Source organism: Saccharopolyspora sp. ID03-671 (assembly GCF_045278815.1).
In the GTDB taxonomy this organism is placed as follows: Bacteria; Actinomycetota; Actinomycetes; order Mycobacteriales; family Pseudonocardiaceae; genus Saccharopolyspora; species Saccharopolyspora ipomoeae.
Map to the genome: position 1 here is coordinate 6,822,238 of NZ_CP134054.1, position 24,380 is coordinate 6,846,617.

Consider the following 24,380-nt stretch of genomic DNA (forward strand, 5'->3'; position numbering starts at 1 on the left):
GACCCCGCTCGTGCGCTCAGGTCGGGCGCCAGACCGCCAGTTCGCAGCCACCGGGCTCCCGGAAGTGGAAACGCCGGCCACCGGGGAACTCGAACGGCTCGACCGTGATGACGCCACCCGCGCTCTCCACGTCGCGCCGCGCCTGGTCGAGGTCGTCCGCGCGGATCGTCACCAGGGGCGCCGGAGGCCGCTCGTCGGGATCGGACTGGAAGCCGAGGGCGATACCGGCACCGGCCACGTCGGCGTAGTCCGGCCCGTAGGGCGTCGTGGTCCAGCCGAAAGCCCGTGCGAAGAACCGGCCCGAGCTGGAAGCCGCACTCGATGGGAACTCAACGAAGTCGATCGCGTACACGTCGCGAGCGTAGGTGCGGCCCCCGACAGCGGGCTCCCGGTTGAGGACCAACCCGGTGGGCGTCAGTCCTCGCCGACTGCCAGCCGGGACAGCCGCGTGGGCGTGGGCCAGCGGACGTGGTGGACCCACCCGGCCTTCTCGAACAGCCAGATGACCCGCGCCGAGATGTCGATCTGACCCCGCTGCACGCCGTGCCGGGCGCAGGTGGGGTCGGCGTGGTGCAGGTTGTGCCAGGACTCGCCCATGCTCAGGATCGCCAGCGGCCAGAAGTTCGCCGCCTTGTCGCGGCTCTTGAACGGGCGTTCGCCCACCAGGTGGCAGATGGAGTTCACCGACCAGGTCACGTGGTGCAGGAACGCCACCCGCACCAGACCGGCCCAGAAGAACGCGGTCAGCGCGCCCCAGGTGGTGCCGGTGATCAGCCAGCCCATCAGGCCCGGCAGCAGGAACGTCGCCACGGTCAGCGGCCCGAAGAGCTTGTGCACCAGGCGCATATCGGAGTCGGCCAGCAGGTCCGGGACGAAGCGCTCCTGGTTGGTCAGGTCGCGCTCGAACACCCAGCCCATGTGCGCGTGCCAGAAGCCGCGCACCAGCGCAGCCGGTGAGGTCCCGAAGGCCCAGGGGGAGTGCGGGTCGCCCTCCCGGTCGGCGAAGGCGTGGTGGCGGCGGTGGTCGGAGACCCAGTGCAGGATCGGCCCCTGGACCGCCATGCTCGCCACGACCGCGAGGGTGATCCGCAACCAGCGCTTCGCGCGGAAGGCGCCGTGGGTGAAGTAGCGGTGGTAGCCGACCGTGACGCCCAGGATCGTCAGGACGTACCAGCCCGCCGCCAGGGCGACGTCCCACCAGCGCAGGCCCCAGCCCCACGCCAGCGGCACGGCCGCCAGCAGCGCCAGGAACGGCCCGAGGATGAACACGTACACCGACAGCTGCGGGCCCCAGGGCCTGCGCCCGGCCAGTACGGGTTTGGGTCCGGTGATCTCGGCAGCGTCCAACTGGCATCTCCTCGGCTAGGGGTGCGGTGGGCCCGCACGCTTCACCCAACCCCGAGGGCGCTGATGATCGCAAGGAACCGGGCGGCAACCGGCGGTGAACTCCGCACGACCGGTACGTCGCATTCGGTAGGGCGGTTGTCGCTCCTGGGCCGACGACGCGAGCGGCCAACGCGCCGATGCTGGTCTCACCGACGAAGAAGGTGAGCAGAGATGGTGACCGAACTCCTGATGCAGTGGGGACCCGGTGGTCCCGGACCCGGCGGGCACGGCGGAGGCCCGTTCTGGATCTTCGGGCTGGTGTGGATGGTGCTCATCGCCGCCCTGATCGGCACGGTGATCTACGCGCTGCTGCGCAAGACCCGGCGTCCCTCGGCGACCGAGAGCGCCCGCACGATCCTCGCCGAGCGCTACGCCCGAGGCGAGCTCACCGGCGAGGAGTACCGGGAACGACTCGGCGAACTCCGGTGATGTGGTTCTGAACTCCGGGTGATGTGGTTGTGGGAGGGGGACAGTTTTCATGAGAACTGTCCCCCTCCACGTCCACGAGACACCCCCACGAGGTCTCCCGTCCCCACGAGCGGGGAAGTTTTCATGAAAACTTCCCGGTCTCCAGGGGTGGACGGTTTTCATGAAAACTGTCCACCCACCAACGCGAGGTGAGCACCTCGTCCACGAGGGACGTCGTGGTGTCAGCTGTGCCGAGCGGCTTGCCGCGAGCCCGGCGCGGAGAGCCGGCCGCGGGCGCTGACCAGCGCGGTGCGAGCGTCGGCGCGCTCGCCTTGAGCGAGGTGCTCGGCGGCGGAGCGCACCGCGGTCACCGCGTCCGCCGAGACCTCGATCTGCGGGTGCTCGTCGAGCAGCCCGACGGCGCGGGTGAGTTCCTGACGGGCGCGGTCCGCCGGGTTGTTCGGCTTCGTCAGCAGGTCGATGAGGGCTGTGTCCACCGCGTCGCGCAGGGCCGCCTCGGTCGAGCTGTGCGGTAGTGCAGTCACGGGCCGGGAGTCTATGCGCTGAACAGCACAATTTTCTCCGCCGATGATCACCCACATGGGTGGATCTCGTTGATCCGGTGCAACGGAGTGCTGAAAAGTACCCGTCTTTCTCTGCTTCCTCTTCCGAATTCTCACCCGGAAAGTGTTCGCTGCCGGTCACCGCGAATACCGTCGGGTGAACGCTCGGCGTCGAACGGCTCTCGTGCGCATTTCGCCTGGGTAGGCGGCTTTCGGTGGTTCGTCCGATCTGCGTGTGCCCTGGCGCACACTTAGTTGCGTCATACAACTAACTTGTTACGGTCACTCTTAGTACCGATTTCTGCTCAGCGCGTTCCGCGCGAGTGACCGGAACGAATGAGGCCCCGGGGTGGCACGGGGCTGGAAGGGGCGCAGCGTGACAACTGACCAGCAATGGGACATCGTGACCAGCGTCGGGCTGACCGCGCTGGGCGTGGCCGCCGCTCGGGCGCTGGAGACCCACCGCGAGGACCGGCTGATCTCCGACCCGTACGCGGCCGCCTTCGTCAAGGCCGCCGACGCACCGGCCCCCATGCCGACCTCCCCGGCCGAGGTCGCGGAACTGCCGGCCGACTCCGTCTGGGCGCAGGCCAAGATGGAGGACTACATGGGCGTGCGGTCCCGCTGCTTCGACGACTTCTTCGCCGCGGCGGGCGAGGCGGGAGTCCGGCAGGCCGTGATCCTCGCGTCCGGGCTCGACGCGCGCGCCCAGCGCCTGGACTGGGCCGAGGGCACCACCGTGTTCGAGATCGACCAGCCCAAGGTCCTGGAGTTCAAGCAGACCGTCCTCGACGGGCTCGACGCCGCGCCGAACTGCGCGCACCGCCCCGTGGCGATCGACCTGCGCGAGAACTGGTCGGCCGCGCTGACCGAGGCCGGCTTCGACCCGTCGCAACCCACCGCCTGGCTCGCCGAGGGCCTGCTCCCGTACCTGCCCGAGGAGGCCGAGCAGCAGCTGCTGGAGACCATCGACCGGCTTTCCGCGCCCGGCAGCCGGCTCGCGGTGGAGGACTTCGCCAACGTCGGGCAGATCTTCGAGGACGAGAGCCTCGCGGAGTTCGGCAAGGAGTGGGGCCTGGACATGCGCGACCTGCTGCACTCCGACGACCGCCCCGAGGCGCCCGACGTGCTGCGCGGGTTCGGCTGGAAGACCGAGGTCGAGGGCGCCGAGGCCAAGGCGGCCCGCTACGGCCGGGACCTGACGGGCCTGTTCGGGCAGATGACCCACGCCAGCCGCTTCGTGGAGTCCCACAAGCCCGAGTGAGCCCGGTGCTCTCCCCGAAAGGGTCTGCTGGTCGGGCTCTTTCGGGGAAACCGGCAGGCGTCTCCGGCCGCGCCTACGATCGGGTCGTGGCGGAACAGGACTGGGACATCATCAGCGGCGTCGGCCGCACCGCGCTGGCGGTGGCGGCCGTGCGCGCCATCGAGACCCACCGCGCCGACCGGCTCATCGACGACCCCCACGCCGAGGTCCTGGTGCGCGCGGCCGACCAGGGGATGGCGTTCCCGACGACGCCGGAGGCGCTGGCGGCCATCCCCGACGACGAGCGCGGCTGGGCCGAGCGCATCGACCACTACGTCGGCGTCCGGTCCCGCGTCTTCGACGACTTCCTGCTCGCCGCCGCGCGTTCCGGCGTGCGGCAGTTCGTGGTCCTGGCGGCCGGTCTCGACGCCCGCCCCTACCGGCTCGACTGGCCCGGCGGCACCGTCGTGTTCGAGCTCGACCAGCCGAAAGTGCTGCAGTTCAAACGAGAAACCCTCGCCGACGTCGAACTCCCCTGCGGCTACCGGCCGATCGGCGTCGATCTGCGCGAGGACTGGCCAGCCGCGCTGATCGGAGCGGGTTTCGACACCGCGGAACCCGCGGCGTGGCTGGCGGAGGGGCTGCTGCCGTACCTGCCGGCCGAGGCCGAACGCCGGTTGCTGGCGACGATCACCGAGCTGTCCGCGCCGTCGAGCCGGGTGGCGGTCGAGGAGTTCGGCGACACCGCGCGGATCCGCGACGACCCGAAGATCGCCGAGTACGGGCGCAAGCAGGGCATGGACCTCGACGAACTCCTCCACGCCGGAGGGGTTCCCGTCACCGAGGTGCTCGACGAGCTCGGCTGGCGCGCCGAAGCCGAGTCCAGCGAGGACGCGGCCATCCGGCTCGGCCGCGACCCGGGGCGCGCCGTCGGCCCGATGCTCGACATCAGCCGATTCGTGACCGCGGTGAAACCCGGGTGAAGACGATCACCGCGACCCGGCTCGCAAGATCGGAGTAGCCTGGGGATTCGCAAGTGTCCGCGAGCGAAACGGGTGAGCTCGGTGTTCCTGACAATTCTCGGTTGGATCGTCTTCGGTCTGATCGCCGGCTTCATCGCCCGGGCCATCGTGCCCGGCAAGGACGACATCGGCCTGCTGATGACGATCGTCCTCGGTGTCGCCGGTTCCGCGGTGGGCGGTTTCCTCTTCGGCCTGCTCACGGTGGGCCTGCGCGGTTTTCAGCCGGCGGGCTGGATCGGCTCCGTCATCGGTGCCGTGATCGTGCTCGTCATCTACAACCAGATCACGGGTCGCAAGCGCCGCATCCGCTCATGACCTGCGGCCGACACCGGCCAGCGCGGTGAAGCGCTCCGGGTTGTCACCGACCTCGGAGGGCGAGACCGGCCGCCACTGGGGCAGGAACACCAGCCCCGGTTCGACCAGCTCGAAACCCTCGAAGAACTCGCCGACCTCGACTCGCGAGCGGAACGTCATGGGAGTGGCGGTCCGCTTCTTGTAGAGGTCGGCGTGTTCGTCCGCCATGTCGGGGCGTCCCTCGGCGGTGGCGTGCGAGATCGCCAGGTAGCTGCCCGGCGCCATCGCCGCGCGGTAGCGGGCGATCATCTCCCGCGGGTCGTCCTCGTCGCCGACGAAGTGCAGCAGCGCCACCATCATCACCGCCACCGGCTCGTCGAGGTCCAGCAGCGCGGCGACCTCGTCCGAGTTCAGCACCTCGTCCGGTTCCCGCGCGTCGGCGCGCACGATGTCGGCGTCGGGGTTGTCGGCCAGCAGCTTCTTGCTGTAGGCCACGGCGACCGGATCGGTGTCGACGTAGACCACCCGCGTGCCGGGCGCGGCCAGCTGAGCCACCTCGTGCACGTTGCCCACGGTCGGGATCCCCGAGCCGAGGTCGAGGAACTGGCGGATTCCCCGCTCGACGCAGAAGTGCACGGCCCGGCGCAGGAACGCGCGGTTGGCCTGCATGATCTGCGGCAGCTCCGGCCACATCGCGATCGCCTCGTCGCCCATCTCGCGGTCGACGGCGAAGTTGTGGCTGCCTCCGAGGTAGTAGTCGTAGACGCGCGCAGCGTTCGGCCTGGCCACGTCGACCTCGTCGGGCTCGGACATCGCACTACCCCCTCACGGCCGGGCGGAGGTCCCGCCCAGCCGTGATGCTAATACCCCGCGGACCCGAGTCGAGGTCAAGCACCGGCCACGGTTCAGTTGCCAACCCGTACCACCGCCACCACGGGCGACCCACGCCACCGGGGTCACCAGATCGCCTCGGTCGGGTGTGGTCGTGCGGGAGGGGACAGTTTTTCCTCGAATCACCCATGATCAAAGTTCGTTTGGTCGGGTTGATTAGAGGAAAAACCGTCCCTTGGCGACGCTCCCGGATCAGTGCTGGGTGAGCATCGTGCGCATCGAGTCGATCTCGGACTGCTGGCTGATCATGATCTCGCGGGCCATCTGCTGGGTGTCGGGGAAGCGGCCCTTGTCGACCTCGGTGCGGGCCATCGCCACCGCGCCCTCGTGGTGCTTGATCATCAGCATCAGGAACTTCTGATCGAACTCGGCGCCCTTGGCCTGGCCCAGGGCCGCCATCTCGTCGCTGGACATCATGCCGGTCATGGCGTGACCGCCGTGATCGCCGTGGCCGGTCGCGTTCCAGTCGCGCAACCAGCCGTTGAGCTTGGCGATCTCCGGGCCCTGCGCCGCCTCGATCCGCGCGGCCAGGTCCTTGACCTGCTGGGACTCGGCGTTGGTGGCGGCCATCCGGGACATGTCGAGCGCCTGCTGGTGGTGCGGCACCATGCCCTGGGCGAACATCACGTCGACGTCGTTGTGCTCGGGCGCGGCGGGCTGCTCGGGTGCGGGCTGCTCCGGTGCGTGGTCGCCGTGCGCGGTGTGCGCAGGGGGAGCCGCCGGGGCGGCGTCGTCGGGCTGGCCGCAGCCGGCCAGCAAGGACAGGGACAGGGCGGCGCCGAACGCGGCGACACCCGTGCGGGCGTGCTTCATCGCTGGGAATACCTCGTGTTCGCTGGGGCTGGATCGACGTGACCGGTCGTGCCGGTCCGGTGCCGATCAGCGCCGGAGTACGCAGAGTGCGGCGAGCCGCCGAGGTAAGGGATCCGGTGGTCGCGCCCGCTCCAGGGTGCGCCGGAAGCGAGGCGGGGGCATCTCGGCGATCACGCCGAGGTCGGCGCGCAGGCGCGGGGCCAGCAGCGCGAGGAAGGACGCGGCCACCGCCAGGCACAGGTGCAGCAGGTCGTGCTCGTGGGAGCCGTCGTCGTGCTCGGATGCGGCGACCTGGACCTGCGCGGTCGCGGTGTGCTGGGAGTGGTGCGAGTCGTGCTGGGCGGGCACGTGGTGCATCAGCACCACGCCCAGTGCCAGGGCGAGCAGCAGGACCCAGCGCAGCGCGGTCGGGCGCACGAGGCGATCCGTCAGGACTTGACCAGGCGCGCGATCGCGTCGCTGGCCTCGCGGATCTTGGCGTCGGCCTGCTCGCCGCCCTCGGACATCGCCTCCGACACGCAGTGCTTGAGGTGCTCGTCGAGCAGCCCCAGCGCCACGGCCTGGAGCGCCTTGGTGGTGGCCGAGACCTGGGTGAGCACGTCGATGCAGTACTCGTCGTCGTCGATCATGCGCGCCAAGCCGCGCACCTGACCTTCGATGCGACGCAGTCGCTTGGCGTAGTCGTCCTTGTTGTGGGCGTAGCCGTGCATCGATTTCCCTCCCCTGGACCGGTGGGCCCACCACCTTTATACCCCAGGGGGGTAACTCGGGAAAGTCAGAGGAACTCGCCGCGCACCGCGGGCCTCTCGGCGGGTGCGTCCTGCTCGGTGCGGCGCATCCACAGCCAGCCGCCGAACTGCACGAGCGCGGCGCCGCCGGTGAGCGCGACCGCGATGATCGCGTACGTCGGCCAGCCGTTCATCACGCCCAGCACCACGGCCACGACGAAGAACAGCAGCGTGCGGATCAGCAGCACGCCCAGTTGGTTCTTGCTCATGACCCCACCTCCGGTGTCCGAGTCTAGGTGCCGGGGCGGCGGCGTCCGTCCGGGCGTGCGGCATTGACGCTGCGTGTTCGCCTGCCTACTTTTGATGACAGCTGTCCTCACATCGATCGGAGCGTGGGCATGCCCGAACCGCTGGGTCCGGACTCGTTGATGTGGCGCTACTTCGGCGACTGGCGCGGGCTGCTGCTCGCGCTGTGGGCCGGGTCGATGCAGAACATGCACCCGCAGCTGGGGGCGGGGGTGGAGGAGCACTCGGAGTTCTTCGACGAGCGGTGGGAGCGGCTCTACCGGTCGCTGTACCCGATCGGCGGCGTGGTCTACGACGGTCCGCGCGCGGCCGAGACCGCCAAGCTGGTGCGCGGCTTCCACAACGGCATCAAGGGCGTCGACAAGCGCGGCAGGCCCTACCACGCGCTCAACCCGGAGACGTTCTTCTGGGCGCACGCGACGTTCCTGGTGATGCCGATCCTGATCAACGAACGCCTCGGCACGCCGCTGAGCGAGGCGGAGAAGGCGCAGGTCTACGCCGAGGGCGTGCAGTGGTACCGGCTCTACGGCATGAGCATGCGCCCGGTGCCGGAGGACTGGCCGAGCTTCCAGCGCTACTGGGACCGCATGTGCCGCGAGGAGCTGGAGGTCAACCAGGCCACCCTCGACGTCCGCGACGTCTCCCGCATCGGCAAACCGCCGCTGGTGCGCTGGCTGCCGGACCCGCTGTGGCGGCTGCTGCGCCCGCCGACGGTGCGCCTGATGCTCTGGCTCACCACCGGCTGCTACGACCCGCCGGTCCGGGAGAAGCTCGGCCTGCGCTGGACCCGCCGCGACGAACTCCTGCTCCGCGTCGGCGGCCGGGCCTTCGGCGCTCTGTGGAAGCTGGTGCCGTTCCGCTTCCGCTACCACCCGCGCGCCCGCGCGGCCTGGCAGCGCGCCCAGGGGCGCCGCCCGATCGACGCGCCCCTGGTCGAAACCCCGCCCCGCAACTACCCGCCGGTGGACAAGCGCGGCGACCCGAAGCACTACTTCCCGGCCAACGCCGGGTGAGGCTCACGCCACCGGGACTTCGCGGTGCTCGGTGGCCGAGCGGTAGCAGGCGTCGATGATCTCGGCGCGGCGCAGGGCCTGGGAGCCGTCGTTGGCGGCCCACTCCTGCGGTGCGGCCAGCAGGCGGATGAAGTTCTCCACCACCGCGGCGTGCGCGCGGCCCGGCTCGGCGGCGGGCTGGTAGTCGGCGATCTCGCCGTCGACGTCGCGGAAGATCCGCAGGTCGCCGACCGCCTTCTTGGCCGCGCCCACCGCGCGCAGCTCCGCGCCGCCCTCGGTGCCCAGCACGTGGAAGTCCAGCAGATCGGTCGGGTCGCGGAACGCCGCCCACGAGGTCTCCAGCGCCAGCGCCCCGCCGCCTTCCAGGCGCAGGAACGCCGAGGCGAAGTCCTCGACCTCGAAACCGCCCCGGACGCGGGCCGTTTCCCAGTTCATGCCGCCGACGCCGCGACTGCCCAGCTCACCGGAGGTGACGGCGCTGACCGACTCCACCTTCGGCTCGCCGAGCAGGAACAGCGCGTAGTCCAGGACGTGCACGCCGATGTCGGCCAGCGGCCCGCCGCCGGCCATCTCGCGGCTGGTGAACCAGCTGCCGATGGTGGGGATGCCGCGCCGCCGCATCCACGAGGCCTTGGCGTAGTAGGGCCGCCCCAGCTCGCCGCTGCCGATGATCCGGCCGAGGGCCTGCACGTCGCCGCGCAGCCGGTGGTTGAACGCCACGTCGAGCACCCGGCCCGCCGCGCGTGCTGCCTCGACCATCTGCCGGCCCTCGACACCGTTGCGCGCCAGGGGTTTCTCGCTGAGCACGTGGAGCCCGCGCTTGAGCGCGGCGACGCCGATCGGCGCGTGCAGGAAGTTGGGGACCGCGACGCTCACGGCGTCCAGGTCCGGCAGCTCGACGAGCTGCTCCCAGCTGTCGAACAGGTGCGGAACGCCGTAGCGCTCGCCCAGCGAGGTGACCACGTCGGTCTCCTGCCCGGCGATCGCCGCGATCTCGACGTTCGGCAGGGCGTCGTAGGCGGCGAGGTGCTGCTGGCCCGCCCAGCCCGCACCGATGACTCCGACCCGGAAGGTGGGGACCCGGAACGTGGGGTCACTCATGAAGGATCTCCCTCAGACGTCTCGAAGCCGCGCGACCGAGCGGTCGGTGCGGCGGCGTGAGACAGATCGCATCGTTGCCGCGCGGACGCGCCCGTGTCAAGGGATTTCGCGCACCAGGCCCCGGATTCCCTCCGGTGAGAGCACGTTCTCGATGCCGGCCACCACCGCACCCGCCATGCCAGCGGAACGCCCGAGCGCGCTGTTGGCCAGCGACAGGTTCCGGGTCGCCAGCGGCAGCGCGCGGCGGTAGACCACGCTGCGGATCCCGGCGAGCAGGTCGTCGCCGACCGAGGTGATCAGTCCACCCAGGACGATCCGCTTCGGGTTGTAGAAGTGCACCAGCATCGCCACCACCTCGCCGATGGTGGCCGCCGCGGCGCGGATCGCCCGGACGGCCAGGGGGTCGCCGTCGCGCAGCAGCCGGGCCAGGTCGTCTATGGTCCCCGGCCCGCCGGACTCGGTGCGCAGCCCGCGCAGCACCGCCGCGGCCGAGGCCACCGCTTCGACGCAGCCGACGTTGCCGCACTGGCAGATCACGTCGTCGGCCCCCGGCACCCGGATGTGCCCGATGTCGCCGGCCGCGCCGTCGGAACCCCGGTGCAGCTCGCCGTTGGCCGAGACGATGCCGCCGCCGATGCCGGTGCCGACCTTCAGGAACAGCAGCGGCGACTCGTCGGCGGGCAGCGCCCGCGCCTCGCCCAGGGCCATCAGGTTCACGTCGTTGTCCACCGAGGCCGCGCAGTCGAACCGGCCGGCCATCGTGTCGCCGACCGGGAACCCGTCCCAGCCCGGCATGATCGGCGGCCGCACCGGCATCCCCATGCGCGAGTCCACCGGTCCGGGCAGGCCCATGACCAGCGCTTTGACCTGATCGGTGGCGACTCCGGCGCCGCCGACGAGCGAGCGCAGGTGCTCGGTGAGCACGTCCAGCGATCGCTCCGGGCCGACCGAGAGGTCCAGCGCCACGTGCCGTTCGGCCAGCAGCTCCTGCCCGAGGTCGGCCACGGCCAGGCGGGTGGAGTGCGCGCCGACGTCGGCGGCCAGCACGACCCCGGCGCGCGGGGCGAGGCCCAGCCGGTGCGCCGGACGGCCCCGGCCACCGCCGCCGATCGCGCCCTTCTCGACGACGACCCCGGCGGCCAGCAGCGCTTCGAGGTGGCTGTTGACGGTGGAGCGGGCCAGTCCGGTGCGCTTGACCAGCTCGGCCCTGCTCTCGGCGGTGCCGGAGGCGATGAGCCTGGTCAGGCCGCTGAGCACCAGGTTCCCGTCGGCTCGTCCGGACGTGCGCGGCACGGTCAGCCGGACCGGATCCCATCCCATGCCGAAACCCCTTCCCGGCGATTTAACGCTGATTTATGACCGAAAAGAAAATAAATAATAGCTCTTGTCGGCGGAAAAAGCGGGTCCTAGCGTGAGTGAGGACGAGAACGGGCGTGAGACACCCGCCGTTGTCCGCAGTTCCATCGATCACGGATCCCATCGATCACGGGGGAGGAGTGCGCGTGAGCCCTGGCACGACCAGGCGCGGTGCGGCGATCGTGGGCGCCGGGATGATCGGCGCCGTGCACCGGCGCTCGGCGCTGCTGGCCGGGGCCGAGGTCGTCGGCGTGCTGGCCTCCAGCCCGCAGCGCTCGCTGGAGAAGGCGGGGGAGTGGCGGGTCGGCGCCTACGCCTCCTTCGACGAGGTGCTGGCCGACGACCGCGTCGACGTGGTGCACATCTGCACCCCCAACGCCACCCACGCGCCCTTCGCCGAAGCGGCGCTGGCCGCGGGCAAACACGTCATCTGCGAAAAACCCCTGGGGATGACGCTGGACGAGGCCGAGCGGATGGCCGCCGCGGCCGAGAGCAGCGGACTGGTGGCCGCGGTGCCGTTCGTGTACCGCTACCACCCGCTGGTGCGCGAGCTCCGCGCCCGCAGGCAGGCCGGGGAGTTCGGCGACTGGCACCTGCTGCACGGCAGCTACCTGCAGGACTGGATGCTCGACCCGGACGCCTCCGGTTGGCGCGTCGACCCCGAGAAGGGCGGGGCGTCACGGGCTTTCGCCGACATCGGCTCGCACTGGTGCGACCTCGTGCAGTGGGTGTCGGGGGAGACCTTCACCGACGTGCTCGCCGAGTTCTCCATCGCCGTGCCCACCCGCCCGGCCGCCGGCGGCGCCAGCTTCACCGGCCCCACCGGTAATGCGGGCGAACGCGTCGAGGTGCGCACCGAGGACACCGCCGCGCTGCTGCTGCGCACCGCCACCGGCGTGCTCGGCTCGGCGACGATCTCGCAGGTCGCGGCGGGTCGGAAGAACCGGTTGTGGTTCGAGCTCGACGGCTCGCGCGGCAGTGCGGTGTTCGACCAGGAGAACCCCGAGCGGGTCTGGCTCGGCGGCGCCGAGGGCAACCGCGAGCTGGTCCGCGACATCGGCACCGGATCCGCCGAGCAGCAACGGCTCTCGACGTTGCCCGCCGGGCACGCGCAGGGCTACGCCGACTGCTTCGACGCCTTCGTCGCCGACACCTACGCGGCCATCGACGGCGAGAACCCCGAAGGACTCCCCACTTTCAGCGACGGACTGCGCTCGGCCCGCCTGATCGACGCGGTCGTGCGCGCCGCCGGCAACCGCGACTGGACGAAGGTGTGACGATGCGACTCGGAATGCTCACCGCGTGCCTCCCGCAGTGGAGCCTCGATCAGATCGCCGACTGGGCGAAGACCAACGGCTACGAGGCGCTGGAGGTCGCGGTCTGGCCCGGCACCGGCGGCCGCGACTTCGAGGCCGCCCACCTGCCGGTCGCCGACTTCGGCCCGCAGCAGGTCGACGAGACCAAGGCGCTCTTCGAGCGCCACGGCCTGGAGCTGTCGGCGTTCGCCTACTACGAGAACAACCTGCACCCCGACCCGCAGCGCCGCGAGGAGATCCGCGCCCACCTCAAGCACGCCGTCGACGCCGCCCAAGCGCTCGGCGTGCCCCACGTCGGCACCTTCATCGGCCGCGACTGGACGAAATCCGTGGCCGACAACCTCGCCGAGGGGCAGCGGGTGCTGCCCGAGCTCGTCGACTACGCCGGTGAGCGCGGCGTGAAGCTCATCGTCGAGAACTGCGTGATGGAGGGCTGGCACCCCGACGGCTACCCCGGCAACCTCGCGTACTCGCCGGAGTTGTGGGAGTGGATGTTCTCGCTGGGCTTCTACCTCAACTGGGATCCCTCGCACCTGACCTGGATCGGCATCGACCCGGTCGAGACCATCGCGCCCCACATCGACCGGATCGTGCACGCCCAGGCCAAGGACGTCGAGCTCGATCCGGTGGCGCGCAACCGCTACGGGTTCTTCGGGAAGATCGACAAGGGCGACAACCCGTTCGACATGGGCTGGTGGCGCTACCGGGTGCCCGGGCTCGGCCAGGTCGACTGGCCGAAGGTCGTCGACCGGCTCTACGAGCACGGCTTCACCGGCACCCTGTCGGTCGAGCACGAGGACCCCGTCTGGGGCGGTGACGACGAACGCATCACCCGGGGACTGCGCATCGCCCAGCGCACCCTCCGGCCGTTGATCGTGGGTTGATCCCTTCCCGGAGAGGAACGAGATCCTGTGCCGACACTGTCCGTCCAGCTCTACAGCGTCCGCGACGAGCTGGCCGCCGACCAGCCCGGAACCCTGTCCCGCCTCGCCGAGATCGGCTTCCGCCACGTCGAACCGTTCGGCCTGGGCTCGCTGACCCGCAGCCAGGACGAGCGGTTGGCCGCAGCCCGCGAGCTGCGCGCCGACCTCGACGCCGCGGGGCTGGCGGTTTCGGCGACCCACGCCGCCCTGCCGAGCGTCGCCGAACTCGCCGAGGAGTGCGCCGAACTCGGCGCCGACACCGCGTTCATCCCGCACCCGCGCCAGGTCCCCGGTTTCGGCGAGGAGACCTTCGGCGACACCGCGAGCCTCGACGCGTTCGCCGACACCCTCGGCCAGGCCGCCGCCGACGCCCCGCCCGGCCTGACCCTCGGCTACCACAACCACTGGTTCGAGTGGGCCCCGCTGCCCGGAGGTCCGGCCTACGACCGATTCTGGCAGCGCACCCACTCCGACCTGCGCGCCGAGCTCGACGCCTACTGGGCCCAGGCCGCGGGCGCGAACCCCGCCGAGGTGCTGCGCTCGCTGGGCGAACGCGCGATCGCCGTGCACCTCAAGGACGGCCCGGCCACCCGGGACACCCCGCAAACCCCGCTGGGCACGGGCGCCCTCGACGTCGTCGAAGTCCTCGACGCCGCCCGCGAAGCCCCTTGGCACGTCGCGGAGATCGACACCACCCGCCTGGACCCCTTCGTCCTGCTCACCAGCAACGCCGAAGTCCTGCGCACCCACGGCACCACCTTCGCCTGATTCACCGCAGCAGCAGCACGTTCCACGACAGCGGCGGCAGCACAGCGCTCAGCGTCCCGCCGTCGATCGCCGCGCCTTCGACACCGCGCGGCCGCACCCGCTCGGGCTCGGCCGGCGTGTTGCGCGCGTGCCGGTCGGGGTCGGCCAGCACCCGGTGCTCGATCACCCGCGTGCTGCCCGTCGCGCGGACGTCGGCGGTCAGCTGCAGCGGCCGGTCGGTGGCGCGGTTGACCGCGAACACCGCCACGGTGTCCTCGTCCTGCTGAACCGCGGTTGCGTGCAGCAGGTCCACCTCCCCGTACCGGGCGGTGTCGTGGCGCGTCGAGCGCGGCTCCACGCGCAGCACCCGGCCGCGCCCGTGCCGCGCGGCGTCGGCGAACGGGAAGAACGTTGTCTGCCGCCACGCCGGACCGCCCGGCTCGGTCATGATCGGTGCGATCGCGTTGACCAGCTGCGCCAGGCACGCCGCGGTGACCCGGTCGCAGTGCCGCAGCAACGTCACCAGCAGGCTCCCCACCACGACCGCGTCGGTGAGCGTGTAGTTGTCCTCCAACAGTCGCGGCGCCACCTCCCACTCCGGTTCGGTCGCGGGATCGCGCAGCCCGCGGTACCAGACGTTCCACTCGTCGAAGGACACCTCCAGCCGCTTCGGGCTGCGCAACCGGGCGCGCACGTGGTCGCAGGTGGCCACGACGGAGTCGATGAAGTGCTCCATGTCCTGCGCCGAGGCCAGGAAGCTGTCGACGTCGCCGTCGGACTCCTCGTAGTAGGCGTGGCAGGAGATGTGGTCGACGTGCTCGTAGGTGTGCTCCAGCACGGTGCGCTCCCACGCCGCGAACGTGGGCATCGCCGAGTTCGAGCTGCCGCAGGCGACCAGCCGCACCCCGGGATCGACCATCCGCATCATCCGCGCCGTCTCGGCGGCGACGCGGCCGTACTCGTCGGCGGTCTTGTGCCCCATCTGCCACGGCCCGTCGAGCTCGTTGCCCAAGCACCACAGCCCGATCCCGTGCGGCCGCTCGTGACCGTGCGCACGCCGCAGATCCGACCACGCGGTGCCGCCGGGGTGGTTGCAGTACTCCAGCAGCTCCCGGGCCTCCATCGGCCCGCGGGTGCCCAGGTTCAGCGCCATCATCGGCTCCACCCCGGCGACCTCGGTGAACCGCATGAACTCGTTGAGCCCGAACTCGTTGGTCTCCACCGACCGCCACGCGGGGTCCAGCCGGCGCGGCCGCTCGGCGACCGGGCCGACGCCGTCCTCCCAGCGGTAGCCGGAGACGAAGTTGCCGCCCGGGTAGCGCACCAGCGTCACCCCGAGCTCGCCGATCAGGTCCAGCACGTCCTGCCGCAGCCCGTCCTCGCGCGCCGCGGGGTGGCCGGGCTCGTGGAGGCCGGTGTGCACGCAGCGGCCGAGGTGCTCGACGAACGAGCCGAACAACCTCGGGTGCACCTCGCCGATCTCGAAGGCCGGGTCGATCGTCAGGCTCGCCCGCGCGGTCTCGCCGTGGGTCACTGTTTCCCCTCCCTATCGTCCCGCCAGACCGGTGTGCGCGATGCCGCGCACGATCTGGCGCTGGAACAGCACGAACAGCAGCAGCAACGGCAGGCCCGCGATGACCACGGTCGCCATCACCTCGGCGTAGCGGACGCCGTAGCTGCCCTGGACCGTGGCCAGTCCCACGGGCAGCGTCATCGTGGCCGGGTCGGCGGTGACGATGAACGGCCACAGGAAGTTGTTCCACGTCGTGATGAACGTGAAAATCGCGACGGCGGCCAGCACCGGGCGCGACAGCGGCAGCACGATCCGCCAGTAGATCCGCCACCGGCTCGCCCCGTCGACGATCGCGGCCTCCTCCAGCTCGCGCGGCACGCCGTCGAAGAACACCTTGAGGATGTAGACCATCGCGGGCAGCACCACCTGCGGCAGGATCACGCCCCACGGGGTGTCGACCAGGCCCAGGAACACCATCTCGTCGAACAGCGGCACGATCAGCACCTCTGCCGGGACCAGCACGCCCGCGACGACGAACGCGAGAAGCGCTCTGCGGCCCCGGAAATCGGTGCGGGAGAACCCGTAGGCGGCGGTGCTCGCCAGCAGCACCACCAGCACGGTCACCGTCCCGGCGGTGAACACGCTGTTGAGCAACCAGATCCAGATGTCGGGCGTCGACAGCACGCTGCGGTAGGCCTCGACGGTGAACTCGCTCGGCAACCAGCGCAGCGGGACCTCGGTGGTCTCCGACTCGGGTTTGAGCGAGGTCAGCAGCGTCCAGGCGAACGGCAGCGCCCACAACGCGGCGAGCGCCACCGTCACCAGCGCGAGAACCGCTGTGCCCCAGCGGAACCGGTCAGACATGGGTGCCTCCCGCGGCTCGGCGGCGCTGGACGCTGAAGTGCGCGAGGGTGACCAGCAGGATCGCGGCGAAGAACACGTAGGAGATCGCCGAGGCGTAGCCGGTTCGGTAGTGGGTGAACCCGGATTCGTAGATGTACTGCAGGATCGGGCGCGTGCTGTGCTGCGGCCCGCCGTTGGTGATCAGGTAAAATTGGTCGAAGACCTTCAGCGAGGCCAGGACCTGCAACACCGCGATCAGTCCCGTCGTGGGCCGCAGCATCGGCAGCGTGATGTGCCACAGCTGCCGCCACGCCCCGGCCCCGTCGAGCGACGAGGACTCGTAGAGGTCGTCCGGGATCGTCTGCAGCGCCGCCAGGTACAGCAGGAAGTTGAAGCCCACGGTCCACCACACCGTGGCCACCACGACGCCGAGCATCGCCGCGACCGGGTGCGACAGCCAGCCCATCGGCCCGATCCCGAACCAGGACAGCATCGAGTCGGCCAGCCCGAACTCCGGCTGGTAGATCCACACGAAGATCAGCGCGATCGCCGACGACGGCAGCACGTAGGGCGCGAAGAACGCCAGCCGCCACAACCAGCGGGCCGGTGCCAGGTGGTGCGTCAGCAGCGCCATCACCAGCCCGACCAGGATCAGCGGGGGAGTGCCGGCGGCGGTGAAACCGACCGTCACGCCAAACGACCGCCACATCGCCGGATCGGTGAGCGCCTCGGCGAAGTTCGCCAGGCCGACGAAGTCGGCGTCGCTGGAGGTCAGGGCGGCGTCGGTGAGAGCGGTGATCAGACCCATCCCGAGCGGGATGACGAGGAACAGCAAGTAGGCGGTGAGGAAGGGCATCACGAACGCGAGCCCCGAACCACCGAGGTTGTGCCTGGCCATGTGCGGGAACCTCCGTTCAGGCCGTGGGGTTCGGGGTGGCGAGCAGGTCGTCGACGACCTGCCGGATCTGCGACACCGCGCGCGGCACGGCGAGCCGGCCGTCCATCGCCGGGCCGAGCACGGAGTTCATCTCGGTCCACAGTCGCGAGCCGGAACCGGCGAACCACACGTCCGGGTCCAGCTGCACGTCGTCGATGACCGACCGGTACTCGGACTGCGGTTGCATGTCGGCGTAGGCCGGGCTGCGGTTGACCGGGAGGTAGGCCGGGATGTGGCCGCCCTCGGCCCACGCGAGGCTGTCGCGCAGCAGCGCGGCGACGAGGTCGTAGACCCGCAGGTGGTCCTCGTCGGTGCGGTCCCGGTGCGGCAGGACGAAGGCGTGCGAGTCGGCCTCGGCGAGCGCGCGGCCGACCACCGCCGGGAACCGGGTCATGCTGAAGGGCATCCCGGATTCGAGGAACGTCTGCACCTCCCACTCGCCGTACCAGAAGAATCCCGCCCGCCCGCTGCTGAACAGCGCGATCGCGCCGTCGCCGTCCAGGCCGCCGGTGGCCAGGCCGTCGGCGTGCAGGCCCTGGACGAAGTCGAGGACGGTGGCGACCTTGCGGTCGTCGACGGCCGACCGGGTGCCGTCGGGGGTGATCAGGTCGCCGCCGAGCTGCCGGTAGAGGCTCCAGAACAACCGCCAGGGGCCGACGCCGTCGCCGGTCGTCTCCAGCAGCAGCCCGCTGTCCCCGGTGACCTGCTTGGCCCTGCGCAGCGCGTCCCGCGCGGCCTCGGGCCCGCGCAGCGGGCGGAACCGGCCGTCCTCGTCGAGCAGTCCGGCCTCCCGGCAGACGTCGGTGTTGTGGTACTGCACCACCGGGTGGGTGTCGAGCGGGACGGCGAAGAGCCTGCCGCCGTGGTGCGACCGGTTCCAGAGCCCGGCCGGGAAGTGATCGGGCTCGATCCCCTTCTCCCGCAGCAGGTCCGGGCGCAGCTCGTCGATCAGCCCGCCCGGCGCGAACGCCGGCAACCGGCCCAGGTGCAGGATCGCCAGGTCGGGGGCCCGCTCGGCCGCCCCGGCCATCGCGAGCTTGGTGTAGTACCGGTCGCCCCACTCCAGCGTGACGTCCCGGAGCCCGACGTCGGGATGCGCGGCCCGGTAGCGGGCCAGCATCGCCTTCATCGTGTCCCCGTCGCCCCCGGCGAAGAGGTTCCAGTACCGCAGTTCGCGCTCCCCGCGCGGCACCCCGCACCCGCCGGCCAGCCCGGCGCACCCCAGTGCGGCCCCTGCCAGCAGCGTTCTGCGGCTCAGCCCTGGTCCACCCACGAATCCACCTCCGAGACAGCGGTGTCCGGATGTACGGGATTTCGAACAATGTCCGATTGAGGTCGCGGATGAAGCTAGAGGTCCGGTGCGGGCCAGGTCAATCGGCCGGTCGGGCGGCGCGTGCGAGGATGGCGCAGGTGAGCGAGGTGTCGATCTGGGGGAGACGGTGACGGCGCGGATTCCGGTGGTCGTGCTGGCGGGCTACTTGGGCTCGGGCAAGACGACCCTGCTCAACCACCTGCTGCGGAACGACGACGGGCGGCGCATCGGTGTGCTGGTCAACGACTTCGGCAGCATCAACGTCGACGCGATGAACGTCGCCGGGCAGGTCGACGCGACGGTGTCGCTGGAGAACGGCTGCCTGTGCTGCGCGGTCGACGCCGAGGGCGTGGACCGGATGCTGGAGAAGCTGGCCCACCCGGGCGCGCCGCTGGACGCGATCGTCATCGAGGCCAGCGGCATCGCCGAGCCCGCCCAGCTGGTCCGGATGGTGCTGTCCTCGCAGAACCCGGGCATCGAGTTCGGCGGGCTGGTGGAGGTCGTCGACGCCGCCGAGTTCGACGACAGCCGCGCCCGGCATCCCGAGCTCGACGACCACGTGCGGCTCGCCGACCTGGTAGTGGTCAACAAGATCGACCGGGTGGACGAGGCCGAGCGGGACCGGGTGATCGGGGAGGTCCGCGAGCTCGCCGAGGGTGCCGTGCTGGCCACCGAGCGCGGCCGGATCTCGCCGGGAATCCTGTTCGACGACCCCGCGATCCGCGACGCCGGCGGCGCCCGGCAGCTGTCGTTCGCGGACCTGGACGACCACGACGACGACCACGGCCACCACATGCACGCCGTCTACGAGTCGATGGAGTTCACCACCGACCGGCCGCTGAACCCGACGGCGTTCCTGGCCTTCCTCAAGGAGCGCAGCCGGGGCGTCTACCGCATCAAGGGCCCGATCGACTTCGGCGCCTCGGGCGAGGGCCGCTGCTTCCGGTTCCACGCGGTCGGCGTCTACGCCGCCTTCGAGACGACCCGCTGGAAGGGCCCCCGCTCGACCAGCCTCGTCCTCATCGGCACCGACCTCGACCCCTCGAACCTCCGCGCCCGTCTCGAATCCTGCATCGACCCGACTCCGGACGCCGTCGACCGCATGGGCGTCCTCAACCTCGCCCGGCACCTGGAGGACGACGGTCCTTCCTCGAACCATCCGGACAAATGGGACGACGAGGCCGGGTGATTCGAGGAAGAACCGCCCCCAGCCGAACGCTCAACCCCGAAGGGACCACCCACGTGCACCCGGAGATCGAGCCGTACGAGTCCGGAACGCTGGAAGTGGGCGAGGGGCACCGGCTGTACTGGGAGGTCTGCGGGAACCCCGAGGGCAAACCCGCCGTGGTCCTGCACGGCGGTCCCGGCTCCGGCAGCACGGCCGGAACGCGACGGTTCTTCGACCCGGCCGCCTACCGGATCGTGCAGTTCGACCAGCGGATGTGCGGCCGCAGCACCCCGCACGCCTCCGAGCCCGGCGCCGACCTGTCCACCAACACCACCGACCACCTGATCGCCGATGTGGAGCGGCTCCGAGTCCACCTCGGCGTCGAGCGGTGGCTCGTGGAGGGCGGCTCCTGGGGTTGCGTGCTCGCCCTGGCCTACGCCCAGCGCCATCCCGAAAGGGTCTCGGAGATGGTCCTCTGCGCTCTGGCGACCGGCCGGAGAGCCGAAACCGACCTGCTCACCCGAGATCTCGGCGCGCTCCTCCCCGACGCCTGGGCGCGCTTCCGCGATGGCGTCCCGGAATCCGACCGCGATGGCGACCTCGCCGACGCCTACCACCGCCTGCTGATGCACCCGGACCCGACGGTGCACCACAAGGCGGCCCGCGACTGGTGCGGGTGGGAGGACGCCCTCGTCCCGGAAGCACCGCCGAACCCGAGGTTCGACGACCCGGCCTTCGCCCTGGGATTCGCGCGAATCGTCACCCACTTCTGGCGACACGGCTCCTGGCTGCAGGACGAACAGCTGCTGCGCGGAGCCGGGACGCTGGCCGGAATTCCCGTCAAACTGATCCAGGGAAGACTCGACCTGGGCAACCTGCTGGGCACTCCCTGGCAGCTGGCCTCGGTGCTGCCGAACGCCGAACTGGAGATCGTCGACGCCGGACACCGCGCCGCAGGTGCTCTCGCCGAAGCCGTCGCGAAAGCCACCGACACGTTTCGGTGATGAGGGCGAGCGCGGCGAAAACCCGTCCATGATCGGATTGGTCGGGTTTGTGCGGTGTGCGACCTTTCAGGACGATAGGTACTCTCGCGTTCACCGTCGGTTGAGCTCACAACCGCTGTCGTTCCGCTGCGGGAACGCGGGCCGGAGGCCGGTCTCCCCACCGGTGCCCGCCTCCTGGGTGCGCGCGGAACGAACTCCTGTTCCTCCGGGGCGCGGGCGAACGCGCCTGTAGATCCGGCATCGAGGGGGTAGTGGTGGCCAACGCCGACCTTCCGGGACCGGTGCCGCCGCAGCGGGGCGGCTCCTCGTCTGCGACGGGACCGGTGTCCGGGGCGTTGCGGGTTCGCGTGTTCGAGCCCGGCGAGGGCGTAGCGGTCGTGCAGGTCGACGGCGAGCTTGACCTCGCCGCCCGCGACCTGCTCACCGGCCCCCTCGCCGAGCAGCTGGCGAGCGCGGTGACCGTGCTGGTGCTCGACCTCTCCCGCGTCACCTTCATCAACTCCGACGGCGTCGCCGCGCTGGTCGAGGCGCACCGCGTCGCCCAGCAGCGGCGCACCGAGCTGGTGCTGGTCTCGTCCGGCGTCGTCGACCGGCTGCTGCGGCTGCTGGATCTCACCGGCCGCTTCAGCTACGCGGCCCGTCAGGAGACGCCCGCCCGATGAGTCATCCTGGGGAGACCGTCGAGAGGAGGAACATGGGCGAGCAGGACGCCGACTCCGAGCACGAGGACGCCGAAGCGTTCGAAACGGAACAGGGCGGCGAGGAGTCGCAGGAGGGCGAGCGGCTCGCCGAGCGCGGAGAGCCCGAGTCCGGCACCCCGGACCGGCGGCTCGGGCTGATCGCCGATCCGGACATGCCCGAGCAGGTCACCCGCCGCCTGGCCGACGATCTTCCCGAACTGCTCAGCGAACAGCACTCGTGGGCGGTCGAGGTCGACGTCGACCCGGTGACCGCGGGCAGGCACAGCACCCGCGACATCCTGGCCTCCACGCGCGAGCGGATGGGCGAGCACGACTGGGACCACGCCATCTGCCTGACCGACCTGCCGGTGCGCGCCGACGGACGTCCGGTGGTCGCCGAGACCGACCTGGAGGGCGGTGTGGCCGTGGTGTCGCTGCCCGCCCTCGGCGGTACCGGCGTCTACCGGCGGGCCCGGCAGGTCGTGCTGCAGATCGTCGACGAGCTCACCGGCCGCAGCGGCGGTGGCGCGAACCGCTACGGGCTGGACAACGCGGTGTCCCGGCTCCTGGCGCCGGTGGTGCGCCAGGAGCTCGGCGGCGAGCAGGAGGTCGACGTCCGCTACAGCACCACCCGCAGGCGCGGGCGGCTGCGGCTGCTCAGCGGCATGGTGCGCTCGAACCAGCCAGCCCAGCTGGTGTTCGGGCTGCGCAGCGCGCTGGCGGCGGCCGTGGCCACCAGCGCCTTCGGGCTGTCGTCGAGCACCATCTGGCAGATCGGCGACCAGCTGGGGGTGTTCCGGCAGGTCATCGCCGGGTTCTTGTCGGTGGTGCTGCTGGTGCTGTGGTTGATCACCGCGCACGGGTTGTGGGAGAAGCGGCGCAGCGGTGGCGACCGCGAGCAGGTGCTGCTGTACAACACCTCCACGGTCGCCACGCTGACCATCGGGGTCGGCGTGATGTACGTCGGGCTGTTCGCGATCAACCTCGCCGTGGCGCTGTTCATCGTCCCGCCGAACCTGCTGGCCAGCAGCCTCGGCCATCCCGCCGACTTCACCCGCTACCTCGCCCTGGCGTGGGGTTTCACCACGATGGGCGTGATCGCGGGTGCGTTGGGATCCAGCCTGGAATCAGACCGCGCCGTCCGCCAGGCCGCCTACGGCTACCGCGAGGAGCAGCGCCGCAGCGAACAGGTGCACTGACGAACCGTCGAGGACTCGCTTTTAGTGGCGGTGCGGGTGGCGGAACCCGAGCGACTCCGTGGTCTCCGTGCGCCGCTCCTGATGCATGGCCGATGCACGGCGTCACGGCGTGCATCGGCACGAAGGTGCTAGAGCCGGGCGAGTTGCTTCTGTCGCCAGCGTTCCGTGCCTTCGACGTCGTTGAAGGTGAAGACGTGGAAGCCGGTGATCGCGTTGGCGGGTCGGAGGATCTGATCGGACAGGGCGTGGACGAGCTTGTCCGGGCGGTAGCCGCTGGGCAGGAAGAACCGCCAGAACATGGCCGACTGCTTGGCCAGGAACCGGGCCGACTGGCCCAGCCCCAGCCCCGCGGAGACGCGGATCAGCTTCTGCCGGTTGACGCTGCCCGGGATGCCCACCCGGACCGGTGTCGGGATGCCGTCGGCGTGCAGGCGGGTGGCCCAGTCGACGGTCGTGGACGGGGTGAAGCAGAGCTGCGTGACGATCTCGTGGGCGTGATCGGCCTTGCGCCGCAACGCTTCCGAGATCACCGCGTCCGGGATCGTGCCGTGGCCCTCCGGGTAGCCGGCGATGCCGAGGTGCCCGAAGTCGTGCCCGGCCTCGGCCAAGGCGAGCAGCAGGCTCTCGGCGTCGGGGAACTCCCCGGCGGGCTCGGCGGCGTCCCCGCCGACGACGAACAGCCGCCGCACACCCGATTCCAGAAGCCGGGCGGCGATGTCGTCGAGCTCCGCGCGGTCGCGCACCAGGCGGGCCGCCAGGTGCGGGGCGGCGGTGTAGCCGTTCTTGCTGAGCCGCACCGCCAGGTCCAGCGTCGGTTCCAGGCCACGGGCCTCGGTGGTGGTGATGGTCAGCGGCACGTCGCAGGGCACGTGCGCGAGCACCTTCTCCTCGGTGCTGCGGAACGGCAGCACCTCGTAGGAGGCGTTGCGCAGCGCGGCCGCCAGCGCCGCGCTCACCGCGACACCCACTCGTCGAACTGCGCCACGACCTCGCCGATCGTGGTGCGGGGCCGTGACCGGGGTGGACCCGGGTGCGGGCCGGCAGCGGCAGCAGCCGGTCCCGGATCGAGTCGATGATCGCGTCCCGGTCGGAGAACGAGCGCCCGGTGGCACCGGGTCCACCGGCGAACAGGGTGTCGCCGGTGAACACGGTCGCCAGGTCCGGGCTGTACAGGCACACCGAGCCGGGGGTGTGACCGGGCGTGTGCATGACCTGCACGCTCAACCGTCCGATGTGGAACGTCTGGCGGTCCACCAGCCGCGCGTCGGGCTGCCGGACCGGGTGCGTGAGCTCCCACACCGGCCGGTCGGCCGGGTGCAGGTGGATCGGCGCGGCCACGGCCTCGGCCAGGTCCGGGGCCACCCGCACGTGATCGTCGTGGGCGTGGGTGAGGAGCACCGCCACCACCTCGCGGTCGGCGACGAGCTCGCGGATCGCTTCGACGTCGTGCGGTGCGTCGATCACCAGGCACTGGTGGTCATCACCGACGACCCACAGGTTGTTCTCCACCTCGTGGACCTCGCCGTCGAGGGAGAACTTCCCGTCGACGACGGCGTGGTCGATGCGGATGCTCATCGAAACGTCACCACCGAACGCAGCTGCACCGCGGTCCGG

27 protein-coding genes and 1 pseudogene are annotated in these 24,380 nt (G+C 70.9%); 12 read left to right on the plus strand and 16 right to left on the minus strand.

Going from position 1 to position 24,380, the window contains the following annotated elements:
- Window positions 1-16: 16 nt before the first annotated feature.
- Window positions 17-352, minus strand: coding sequence for a VOC family protein (locus REH65_RS31745; RefSeq protein WP_406690419.1), 336 nt, complete (start codon window positions 350-352; stop codon window positions 17-19).
- Window positions 353-414: 62 nt separating this feature from the next.
- Complete coding sequence (locus REH65_RS31750) at window positions 415-1,347, minus strand: acyl-CoA desaturase (RefSeq protein ID WP_406690420.1); 933 nt, start codon at window positions 1,345-1,347, stop codon at window positions 415-417.
- A gap of 210 nt (window positions 1,348-1,557) precedes the next feature.
- Between REH65_RS31750 and REH65_RS31755 the strand changes: the two genes are divergently transcribed.
- On the plus strand, window positions 1,558-1,815 hold the full coding sequence (locus tag REH65_RS31755; RefSeq protein WP_281458084.1) for an SHOCT domain-containing protein: 258 nt from the start codon (window positions 1,558-1,560) through the stop codon (window positions 1,813-1,815).
- A 221-nt stretch (window positions 1,816-2,036) separates the two neighbouring features.
- Here REH65_RS31755 and REH65_RS31760 read toward each other — a convergent pair whose 3' ends face one another.
- A complete protein-coding gene (locus REH65_RS31760; RefSeq protein WP_406690421.1) occupies window positions 2,037-2,339 on the minus strand; it encodes a hypothetical protein in 303 nt (100 codons plus the stop codon).
- 394 nt (window positions 2,340-2,733) lie between these two features.
- Between REH65_RS31760 and REH65_RS31765 the strand changes: the two genes are divergently transcribed.
- The 3 genes from REH65_RS31765 to REH65_RS31775 all read left to right on the plus strand — a co-directional run bounded on the left by REH65_RS31765 (window position 2,734) and on the right by REH65_RS31775 (window position 4,937).
- The gene (locus REH65_RS31765; protein WP_406690422.1) at window positions 2,734-3,621 is read left to right on the plus strand and encodes a class I SAM-dependent methyltransferase; all 888 of its coding nucleotides are present in this window, start codon (window positions 2,734-2,736) and stop codon (window positions 3,619-3,621) included.
- An 86-nt stretch (window positions 3,622-3,707) separates the two neighbouring features.
- The gene (locus REH65_RS31770; protein WP_406690423.1) at window positions 3,708-4,583 is read left to right on the plus strand and encodes an SAM-dependent methyltransferase; all 876 of its coding nucleotides are present in this window, start codon (window positions 3,708-3,710) and stop codon (window positions 4,581-4,583) included.
- Window positions 4,584-4,664: 81 nt separating this feature from the next.
- Window positions 4,665-4,937 (plus strand): GlsB/YeaQ/YmgE family stress response membrane protein, encoded by a 273-nt coding sequence (locus REH65_RS31775; RefSeq protein ID WP_406690424.1) that lies wholly within the window; start codon window positions 4,665-4,667, stop codon window positions 4,935-4,937.
- On the opposite strand, the gene REH65_RS31780 is transcribed toward REH65_RS31775, so the two are convergent.
- The 5 genes from REH65_RS31780 to REH65_RS31800 all read right to left on the minus strand — a co-directional run bounded on the left by REH65_RS31780 (window position 4,932) and on the right by REH65_RS31800 (window position 7,617).
- Window positions 4,932-5,729, minus strand: a complete 798-nt coding sequence (locus REH65_RS31780) for an SAM-dependent methyltransferase (protein ID WP_406690425.1) — start codon at window positions 5,727-5,729, stop codon at window positions 4,932-4,934. The two genes, REH65_RS31775 and REH65_RS31780, sit on opposite strands and share 6 nt — an antisense overlap.
- 270 nt (window positions 5,730-5,999) lie before the next feature.
- Window positions 6,000-6,620: a DUF305 domain-containing protein gene (locus REH65_RS31785; protein ID WP_406690426.1), complete on the minus strand. Its 621-nt coding sequence runs from the start codon at window positions 6,618-6,620 to the stop codon at window positions 6,000-6,002.
- 66 nt (window positions 6,621-6,686) lie between these two features.
- The gene (locus REH65_RS31790) at window positions 6,687-7,037 is read right to left on the minus strand and encodes a hypothetical protein (protein WP_406690427.1); all 351 of its coding nucleotides are present in this window, start codon (window positions 7,035-7,037) and stop codon (window positions 6,687-6,689) included.
- A gap of 11 nt (window positions 7,038-7,048) precedes the next feature.
- A complete protein-coding gene (locus REH65_RS31795; RefSeq protein ID WP_093420260.1) occupies window positions 7,049-7,330 on the minus strand; it encodes a metal-sensitive transcriptional regulator in 282 nt (93 codons plus the stop codon).
- Between the two features lie 65 nt (window positions 7,331-7,395).
- On the minus strand, window positions 7,396-7,617 hold the full coding sequence (locus tag REH65_RS31800; protein ID WP_406690428.1) for a hypothetical protein: 222 nt from the start codon (window positions 7,615-7,617) through the stop codon (window positions 7,396-7,398).
- Between the two features lie 129 nt (window positions 7,618-7,746).
- On the opposite strand from REH65_RS31800, the gene REH65_RS31805 reads away from it, so the two are divergent.
- A complete protein-coding gene (locus REH65_RS31805) occupies window positions 7,747-8,667 on the plus strand; it encodes an oxygenase MpaB family protein (protein ID WP_281458093.1) in 921 nt (306 codons plus the stop codon).
- 3 nt (window positions 8,668-8,670) lie between these two features.
- Here the strand turns inward: REH65_RS31805 and REH65_RS31810 are convergent, their stop codons facing one another.
- Window positions 8,671-9,768: a Gfo/Idh/MocA family protein gene (locus REH65_RS31810; protein WP_406690429.1), complete on the minus strand. Its 1,098-nt coding sequence runs from the start codon at window positions 9,766-9,768 to the stop codon at window positions 8,671-8,673.
- 96 nt (window positions 9,769-9,864) lie between these two features.
- The gene (locus tag REH65_RS31815) at window positions 9,865-11,088 is read right to left on the minus strand and encodes an ROK family protein (protein WP_406690430.1); all 1,224 of its coding nucleotides are present in this window, start codon (window positions 11,086-11,088) and stop codon (window positions 9,865-9,867) included.
- Between the two features lie 182 nt (window positions 11,089-11,270).
- On the opposite strand from REH65_RS31815, the gene REH65_RS31820 reads away from it, so the two are divergent.
- Genes REH65_RS31820 through REH65_RS31830 form a run of 3 tightly spaced genes read left to right on the plus strand, consistent with a single transcriptional unit; the run spans window position 11,271 to window position 14,131 of the window.
- Complete coding sequence (locus REH65_RS31820) at window positions 11,271-12,401, plus strand: Gfo/Idh/MocA family protein (RefSeq protein WP_406690431.1); 1,131 nt, start codon at window positions 11,271-11,273, stop codon at window positions 12,399-12,401.
- Between the two features lie 2 nt (window positions 12,402-12,403).
- The gene (locus REH65_RS31825; protein WP_406690432.1) at window positions 12,404-13,324 is read left to right on the plus strand and encodes a sugar phosphate isomerase/epimerase family protein; all 921 of its coding nucleotides are present in this window, start codon (window positions 12,404-12,406) and stop codon (window positions 13,322-13,324) included.
- 27 nt (window positions 13,325-13,351) lie between these two features.
- Window positions 13,352-14,131 carry a sugar phosphate isomerase/epimerase family protein gene (locus REH65_RS31830; RefSeq protein WP_406690433.1) on the plus strand — a complete coding sequence of 260 codons (780 nt, stop codon included), beginning with the start codon at window positions 13,352-13,354 and terminating at the stop codon, window positions 14,129-14,131.
- Between the two features lies 1 nt (window position 14,132).
- Here REH65_RS31830 and REH65_RS31835 read toward each other — a convergent pair whose 3' ends face one another.
- From REH65_RS31835 to REH65_RS31850, 4 genes are read right to left on the minus strand one after another with little or no spacing between them, the layout of a single operon-like run.
- Window positions 14,133-15,644: an alpha-N-arabinofuranosidase gene (locus REH65_RS31835; protein ID WP_406690434.1), complete on the minus strand. Its 1,512-nt coding sequence runs from the start codon at window positions 15,642-15,644 to the stop codon at window positions 14,133-14,135.
- 12 nt (window positions 15,645-15,656) lie between these two features.
- Window positions 15,657-16,487: a carbohydrate ABC transporter permease gene (locus REH65_RS31840; RefSeq protein WP_406690435.1), complete on the minus strand. Its 831-nt coding sequence runs from the start codon at window positions 16,485-16,487 to the stop codon at window positions 15,657-15,659.
- Entirely contained in the window at window positions 16,480-17,364 is an 885-nt protein-coding gene (locus tag REH65_RS31845; RefSeq protein WP_406690436.1) for a carbohydrate ABC transporter permease, read from the minus strand. The genes REH65_RS31840 and REH65_RS31845 overlap by 8 nt, the downstream gene beginning before the upstream one ends.
- 16 nt (window positions 17,365-17,380) lie before the next feature.
- The gene (locus tag REH65_RS31850; protein ID WP_406690437.1) at window positions 17,381-18,676 is read right to left on the minus strand and encodes an extracellular solute-binding protein; all 1,296 of its coding nucleotides are present in this window, start codon (window positions 18,674-18,676) and stop codon (window positions 17,381-17,383) included.
- A gap of 166 nt (window positions 18,677-18,842) precedes the next feature.
- Here REH65_RS31850 and REH65_RS31855 point away from each other — a divergent pair, with 166 nt between their 5' ends.
- The 4 genes from REH65_RS31855 to REH65_RS31870 all read left to right on the plus strand — a co-directional run bounded on the left by REH65_RS31855 (window position 18,843) and on the right by REH65_RS31870 (window position 22,766).
- Window positions 18,843-19,904 (plus strand): CobW family GTP-binding protein, encoded by a 1,062-nt coding sequence (locus REH65_RS31855; RefSeq protein ID WP_406690438.1) that lies wholly within the window; start codon window positions 18,843-18,845, stop codon window positions 19,902-19,904.
- A 53-nt stretch (window positions 19,905-19,957) separates the two neighbouring features.
- A complete protein-coding gene (gene pip, locus REH65_RS31860; RefSeq protein WP_406690439.1) occupies window positions 19,958-20,887 on the plus strand; it encodes a prolyl aminopeptidase in 930 nt (309 codons plus the stop codon).
- A gap of 254 nt (window positions 20,888-21,141) precedes the next feature.
- The gene (locus tag REH65_RS31865; RefSeq protein ID WP_406690440.1) at window positions 21,142-21,549 is read left to right on the plus strand and encodes an STAS domain-containing protein; all 408 of its coding nucleotides are present in this window, start codon (window positions 21,142-21,144) and stop codon (window positions 21,547-21,549) included.
- Window positions 21,546-22,766 carry a hypothetical protein gene (locus tag REH65_RS31870; protein WP_406690441.1) on the plus strand — a complete coding sequence of 407 codons (1,221 nt, stop codon included), beginning with the start codon at window positions 21,546-21,548 and terminating at the stop codon, window positions 22,764-22,766. The genes REH65_RS31865 and REH65_RS31870 overlap by 4 nt, the downstream gene beginning before the upstream one ends.
- Before the next feature lie 128 nt (window positions 22,767-22,894).
- Here the strand turns inward: REH65_RS31870 and REH65_RS31875 are convergent, their stop codons facing one another.
- Both REH65_RS31875 and REH65_RS31880 read right to left on the minus strand, forming a co-directional pair.
- Entirely contained in the window at window positions 22,895-23,722 is an 828-nt protein-coding gene (locus REH65_RS31875; protein ID WP_406690442.1) for a methylenetetrahydrofolate reductase, read from the minus strand.
- 115 nt (window positions 23,723-23,837) lie between these two features.
- A pseudogene (locus tag REH65_RS31880) lies at window positions 23,838-24,341 on the minus strand (MBL fold metallo-hydrolase); the annotation flags it as partial.
- Window positions 24,342-24,380: the final 39 nt, after the last annotated feature.

Excerpts from the sequence above, each read along its gene's own strand:
- REH65_RS31755 (WP_281458084.1), top strand. The coding sequence starts at position 1,558 with ATGGTGACCGAACTCCTGATGCAGTGGGGACCCGGTGGTCCCGGACCC.
- REH65_RS31810 (WP_406690429.1), bottom strand. The coding sequence starts at position 9,768 with ATGAGTGACCCCACGTTCCGGGTCCCCACCTTCCGGGTCGGAGTCATC.
- REH65_RS31795 (WP_093420260.1), bottom strand. The coding sequence starts at position 7,330 with ATGCACGGCTACGCCCACAACAAGGACGACTACGCCAAGCGACTGCGT.
- REH65_RS31805 (WP_281458093.1), top strand. The coding sequence starts at position 7,747 with ATGCCCGAACCGCTGGGTCCGGACTCGTTGATGTGGCGCTACTTCGGC.
- REH65_RS31870 (WP_406690441.1), top strand. The coding sequence starts at position 21,546 with ATGAGTCATCCTGGGGAGACCGTCGAGAGGAGGAACATGGGCGAGCAG.
- REH65_RS31780 (WP_406690425.1), bottom strand. The coding sequence starts at position 5,729 with ATGTCCGAGCCCGACGAGGTCGACGTGGCCAGGCCGAACGCTGCGCGC.
- REH65_RS31785 (WP_406690426.1), bottom strand. The coding sequence starts at position 6,620 with ATGAAGCACGCCCGCACGGGTGTCGCCGCGTTCGGCGCCGCCCTGTCC.
- REH65_RS31840 (WP_406690435.1), bottom strand. The coding sequence starts at position 16,487 with ATGTCTGACCGGTTCCGCTGGGGCACAGCGGTTCTCGCGCTGGTGACG.
- REH65_RS31800 (WP_406690428.1), bottom strand. The coding sequence starts at position 7,617 with ATGAGCAAGAACCAACTGGGCGTGCTGCTGATCCGCACGCTGCTGTTC.
- REH65_RS31825 (WP_406690432.1), top strand. The coding sequence starts at position 12,404 with ATGCGACTCGGAATGCTCACCGCGTGCCTCCCGCAGTGGAGCCTCGAT.
- REH65_RS31815 (WP_406690430.1), bottom strand. The coding sequence starts at position 11,088 with ATGGGATGGGATCCGGTCCGGCTGACCGTGCCGCGCACGTCCGGACGA.
- REH65_RS31845 (WP_406690436.1), bottom strand. The coding sequence starts at position 17,364 with ATGGCCAGGCACAACCTCGGTGGTTCGGGGCTCGCGTTCGTGATGCCC.